Below are 5,970 nucleotides of genomic sequence, written 5' to 3'. Positions count from 1 at the left end.
CTATTGTTCCTTTTTCCGAACTATAATAATAAAAAAACAGGTTAGAAAATTAAGTTTCTAACCTGTTTTTTACCTTCCACCTTAGTGGAACCTTTATTATTTTATATTCATTATTATCTCTGTTACAAATTTATCCTCATCTTTTGTGGTCCAATAATCCATCACATATCTTTCGTAGCAACACTCTTCAAGTTTATAGTTATGAAGTTTTGCCCAATCACACATTTTTTTATAAGTTTCTTTTATATTTTTATGAGAACCAATATGATAACAAGAGATAACAAGCTTTCCTCCTAAATCAGTTAAAAGTTCTGAATCACATTTTATAAGATTTTTTTGAAGTATTCTTATCTTTTGACTTTTTCCCTTTAGTTTATTCTCTAATGAAGAGAACTCAATTATAACTGGGCCTGTTATCGCATTCCCTATCTCCTCTATATAGTTAGTAAAATCTATATTTATTACAGAACTTATATAATCCTCATTGAACTCCTGGGTATGATGAATATATCGATCCTTCTCTAAATACTTTACTTTTATATCTGTTAAGTTATACTCTAAAACCATTCTTGCTTCTTTTACTAAAGAGTTCCAATCCTCAAGGGAGCGTTTTTTTAAAACTAGCTCCCTCTCCATCTTTTCTAAATCCTTTATCTTTTCTGAAAAACTTTCCTCAATATGCTGACAATTGAAGTCATTCATAACTTTTTTTATACTTTCTAGTGTAAATCCACTCTGTTTATAATATTTTATTACTGGTATTGTATATAAATTATCTTTACTATAATATCTGTATCCATTACTATTTATTTCAAAGGGTGAAAGTAGTCCTATTTTGTCATAAAACCTCAGAGTTTTTTTTGCTATACCACAAATTTTTTCAACTTCTCCAATATAGTACTTCTCTTTTTCCATTTTATCACTCCTAAACTTCTATCCCACAATCTCTTTCAATAGTGTTTTTATATCCTCTTTACTAATCTCTTTTGGATTTGTTTTTGTACATACATCTTTCATTACTATTTCATAAACTGTTTCTACATCTTCTAAAAGTGAAGTTCCATCTATCTTTAACTCTTTTAAATTTTTAGGAATTGAAACAGACTTCTGTAGTTTCTGAATGTAGTTTATTAAATTACTTGTTCCAATAACTGGATTAACTCCATTGACACCAGCTATTTTTCCTAGTTTTTGATATCTTTTTAAAATCTCATTCTCTGAATCTAAGTATGATTTTCTATCTATATCTGAATTAAACTTAATTACATAAGGTAATATAATCGCATTTATTTTTCCATGAGGAATATGGAATCTCCCTCCAATCATATGAGCTAAACTATGAGTTAATCCAAGACCTGCTGCATTAAATGCAAGTCCTGCTAAACATGAAGCATTATGCATCTTCTCTCTAGCATATATATCGTTTCCATCTTCATAGGCTTTTTCTAAATTTTTCACAACTAATTCAAAAGCTTTTTCTGCTAAAGCATCTGTAAAATCTGAAGCTTCTTTAGAAACATAAGCTTCTATTGCATGTGTTAATACATCCATTCCTGTATCTGCAGTTATACCTTTTGGAACTGATCTGACCAACTCAGGATCTAATATTGCTATAGTTGGCAATAGATCCTCATTTGTTAGAGCGTACTTCAAGCTCTCTTTTTCATTTGTTATAACTGAATACTCTGTTACTTCTGAACCTGTTCCACTGGTAGTTGGAATAGCATAAAAATCTATCTCTACATCTCCATCTATTTTTTTATAGTACTCTCTTATAGCTTTAGCTCCATCTATTGAAGAACCTCCTCCTAAAGCTATTATCAAATCAAAATTTTCTCTCTTTAAAAGTTGCACACCTTTTGCAACAATTTTTATTGTAGGATCTGGTACAATCTCATCAAAAACTAAAACTTCACATCTCTCTAGCTTATCTAATACTTTTTTTAAAATATCAGATGAACCTATAAACTTGTCACACACAATTAGTATCTTTTTATTATCTAACTCCCTTAATTTTTCTAGAGATCCCTCTCCAAAATATATAGCAGTTTCAATATTAAAACGTTTCATAACTAAACTCTCCTCACATTTTTAGTCAAAAAAATACTAATTTTCCCCAATTTAATTACAGTCTAATCTTAGCACATTTTCTTTTTTTTACCAAATAAAAAATAAAACTTATTTTCAAAAATTAAAAAAGTTGCAGGTTATTTCCCTGCAACTTTTCACTATTGTATTTTATCTTCTACCTCAATCTTTTTTATTTTTTCTCTTGACTTATTATCACTTGTAAAAATATATTTAGAACTATATCTTCCAAAAGTATCCTTATCATACTTTCCCCATTTACCTGCAAGTCCTTTTTGTCCACCACCATACACCGGTAATGTAGCTCCATCTATTTCTGGATTCACATGTTGAGAATACCAACTTAAAAGCTCATATCTCATCTTTTTTATAATATCTAAATATTCTATATCATCTATTTTATTTATCCTCTCATTGGGATCTTTTTGTAAATCATAAAATTCATATGGACCATCAGGATATCTATGTATATACTTAAACTTATCATCTCTTATCATTCTTGTTGGACCATACTCATCATATACTACAATATGCCCCTTCTCTTCACTACTTTTATTTTCTAAAATGCTTTTAAAACTTTTTCCAGGATATTTTATTCCCATATCCAAATAATCGTTTAATTTTAAATACTCCAATATTGTATGTCTTATATCATAATGACTCAATAACCTATCCACAACCTCTGGAATGAACTCTCCCTTTTTATACATTATAAATGGAATTTTTACCGATGTATCATACATATTTAGTGGGCTCGTTCCATTTCCTTTTCCAAAAATTCCATGATGTCCCATATTCATTCCGTTATCACTTGTAAAAACTATTAACGTATCCTCCAATATTTTTCTATCTTCTAAAAGTTTTAAAACCCTACCTATATTTAAATCCATGGAAGTTAAAGATGCAAAATATCCCTTTAAGACCTCTTTTCTTTCCTGTTCATTACCTTCAAATGTTTCAGCTATTTTCCAGGGGTGATAGGGATCTCTTGGGCAAGATAAAAATTCACACCCTTCATATAGATCCAATAACTCTTTTGGATGATTTTTAGAGTCCCATGGAGAATGTGGAGCAGTGTAATTTAAACTAAGAAAAAAAGGATTTTCATCATGTGAATATTTTTCTAAAAATTCAAGTGCATAATCTGTTATCTTATCAGTTATATATCCCTCTTCATGCACCAATTCTCCATCTTTATACATTGGAGCATTATAGTATGGTCCTCCTCCTTTTTGGTGAGAATACCAGTATTTAAACCCATTTTGAGGCTTTTCTGCAGCTCCCATATGCCATTTCCCACTCATACAGCAAGTGTAATTATTTTTAGATAGAATATCTACAAATGTATTTTGACCTTTTAAATATTCCTCTGTTGTTGCACCGTTCTCCCACTCGTCTAGCCAATCTAATATTCCGTGTTGTGACGGTATTCTTCCCGTAAATATAGATGCTCTTGCAGGAGAACAAACTGGAGATGCACAGAAAAAATTCTCAAACTTTTTCCCCTCGCTAGCTAATCTATCTAAATTTGGAGTTATTGCATCTTTATTTCCATAGCTTCCCAAAGCCCAATAACCTAGATCATCTGCTATAATAAAAATGACATTACTTTTCTTCTGTAGCATTTATTCCTCCCAGCATAGTTCTTATATTTTTAAATCCTTTTACTCCTACTATTCCTATTGTTACAACATACCAAGCTAACCCAAAACATATTAAAAATTTCCAGAACATAACCAATATATTTGTCATGCTATCTCCTCCTCTAAAACCCCATCTTTTTCTTTAACTGATATTTTTAAAAGAGAACCAGCAATCATAGCAATCCATGCGAAAACAAATGATGCTATCCCTGAGTAATATGGTCCTATTGCATCTGTTATCGGACTAAGTGCTGGGATTTGTTGGGCCACTAAAAATCCACCTGGTATCAAAGCTCCAACTATTATTGTTGCAAAAGCTCCCCAATCGTTAGCTTTTTCCCAATAACAAGCTGCTACTAGAAGAGTTGATACACTCACAGAATAAATTGTTGCTGTTAAAGTCATATAAATCCATAAATCTGATTTTAGTGGATACCATAATCCATATAAAAGAAGAAATATACCTATTACTCCTATTAGAACTCTATTTATAAGTATTGCTCTTTTCTCTGACCAAGAGTTTTTATGAAATACCACTAATATATCATTATATATTACGCTTGCCCACCCTAAAAGGTATGATGAGTCTGTTGACATATCAGCTGCAAGCATCGCTGCTACTAAAAGTCCAATTATTCCACTAGGCAATAAAACTGATAACATTTTTGGCATAGCATATAATGGGTTTCCACCTACAGCGTCTAATTTTACTAAAACTAATGCTGTAACACCCCAAAGTACAGGGATTAATGATCTTACAATATAAAATATACTTGTTTTAGTATACATTTTTTTAGCGACTTTTTCATCTTTAGCTGAAAGTACTCTTGAAACCATTGTTTGCCAAGTTAAAACTGTAGCTGTCAATACTAAAGTAGTATATAAAACATATTGCCATCCCAACTTAGGATGTACAAATGGATTTATTCCTCCTGCACCATACTGTGTTATAACTGTATCAAATAATTTATTCCATCCAACTTTTATAAATACTGTAAATGTAGTTAATATAAGTCCAATACTCATCAGTAAAAATTGCATATAATCTGTTACCAACACTGATAACATTCCACCTAATATTGTGTATAAAGCCACAATTATTAATAAAACTGTCATTGTTATTTCTAAATATTTAGGATTCAACCCCGCTACATAAACTAAAAATTCTCCTCCAGTTCTTAAAAATACCCCCATATTTAAAAGACCACCTAAAACAATTACAACTCCAGAAGCCCATCTTACCCTACTTCCAAACTTTTTTTCAAAGAATTCTGGAATTGTCACAACACCAGCTTTTCTTAGTGGCTCAATACAAAACCCTGTTTTTCCAACAATAAACATAACTATTGTCATTATTATTCCAACAGTTGCTCCAGCAAATCCATATCTATACCCCAGTTGACTCGCTGCCATACACGTTATTATTCCAAATTCTGTCGCTGCTAAAGAGGCCATCCCCACATGCAAATCTACACTCCTTCCTGCGACTAAAAAATCATTGACATTTCTAACGTATTTTTTGATAAACACTCCCACAATTAGGCTTAGTAAAATATAAAATCCAACTAATCCTCCATCTAGAAACCAATTAAAATTTGTCATCATACCCTCCTTTTATTTATCTATTCATTAAAATAATAATCTAACCCTAGAAAGATTGCTCCCTCTAAAATAGCATTTTTTTCATATCTTGATTTTAACAAACATATTTTTTTATCCTTATTCAAAAGATTGTTATTCAAAACTCTTTGTACTTCTTTCCAAAAGAAGTCTTTACACTCTGTTATTTTCCCCGTTATTATTATCCCTTCTGGATTTAGTAGGTATTCAGTCCATAGAATTCCATGAGATATAGCTTTTACTAAAGATAGTATTAACTTATAAAAATATGTTTCCCCTTTATTTGCTCTATATATTATCTCTTCGTAGCTAAGAATCATTCCTTTTTCTTTATAGGCTCTTTCTACTACTCGCCAATTGGCAAGATATGTTTCTAAGCACCCTTTATTTCCACAACTACATATTGGCGCATTTTCTGAATAATCATATGGTGCATGACCAATTTCTCCTGCTTCAAATTTTGTTCCACTATATAGTTTTTCCTCTACAACTACTCCTGCACCAACTCCCTCATCTATATTAAAAACTATAAAATTTTTTAAATTTTTACCCAGACCCTTTCTTTTTTCTCTAAGAGCCATTAAATTTGTTCCATTTTCTAAAATAACTGGAATATTAA

At 30.9% G+C, this 5,970-nt stretch carries 6 protein-coding genes; all 6 read right to left on the bottom strand.

What is annotated here, in order from left to right; all coding sequences use genetic code 11:
• Window positions 1–96: 96 nt before the first annotated feature.
• Window positions 97–915 (bottom strand): MerR family transcriptional regulator, encoded by an 819-nt coding sequence (locus tag ACMOUI_RS02175; protein ID WP_418964110.1) that lies wholly within the window; start codon window positions 913–915, stop codon window positions 97–99.
• Window positions 916–933: 18 nt separating this feature from the next.
• A complete protein-coding gene (locus ACMOUI_RS02170; RefSeq protein ID WP_418964109.1) occupies window positions 934–2,070 on the bottom strand; it encodes a 1-propanol dehydrogenase PduQ in 1,137 nt (378 codons plus the stop codon).
• 158 nt (window positions 2,071–2,228) lie between these two features.
• Entirely contained in the window at window positions 2,229–3,713 is a 1,485-nt protein-coding gene (locus ACMOUI_RS02165; protein WP_418964108.1) for a sulfatase-like hydrolase/transferase, read from the bottom strand.
• Window positions 3,694–3,840 (bottom strand): hypothetical protein, encoded by a 147-nt coding sequence (locus tag ACMOUI_RS02160; RefSeq protein WP_418964107.1) that lies wholly within the window; start codon window positions 3,838–3,840, stop codon window positions 3,694–3,696. Before ACMOUI_RS02160 ends, ACMOUI_RS02165 begins: the two co-directional genes overlap by 20 nt.
• Window positions 3,837–5,333 carry a sodium:solute symporter family protein gene (locus tag ACMOUI_RS02155; protein WP_418964106.1) on the bottom strand — a complete coding sequence of 499 codons (1,497 nt, stop codon included), beginning with the start codon at window positions 5,331–5,333 and terminating at the stop codon, window positions 3,837–3,839. The genes ACMOUI_RS02160 and ACMOUI_RS02155 overlap by 4 nt, the downstream gene beginning before the upstream one ends.
• A 20-nt stretch (window positions 5,334–5,353) precedes the next feature.
• Window positions 5,354–5,970 (bottom strand): ROK family protein (locus tag ACMOUI_RS02150; protein WP_418964105.1); only part of this gene is annotated, 617 nt, incomplete at its 5' end.

Source organism: Cetobacterium sp., assembly GCF_048470075.1.
GTDB lineage: Bacteria > Fusobacteriota > Fusobacteriia > Fusobacteriales > Fusobacteriaceae > Cetobacterium_A.
Note: the sequence above shows the minus strand (reverse complement) of the source record. Positions and strands in the feature narration are given on the sequence as shown.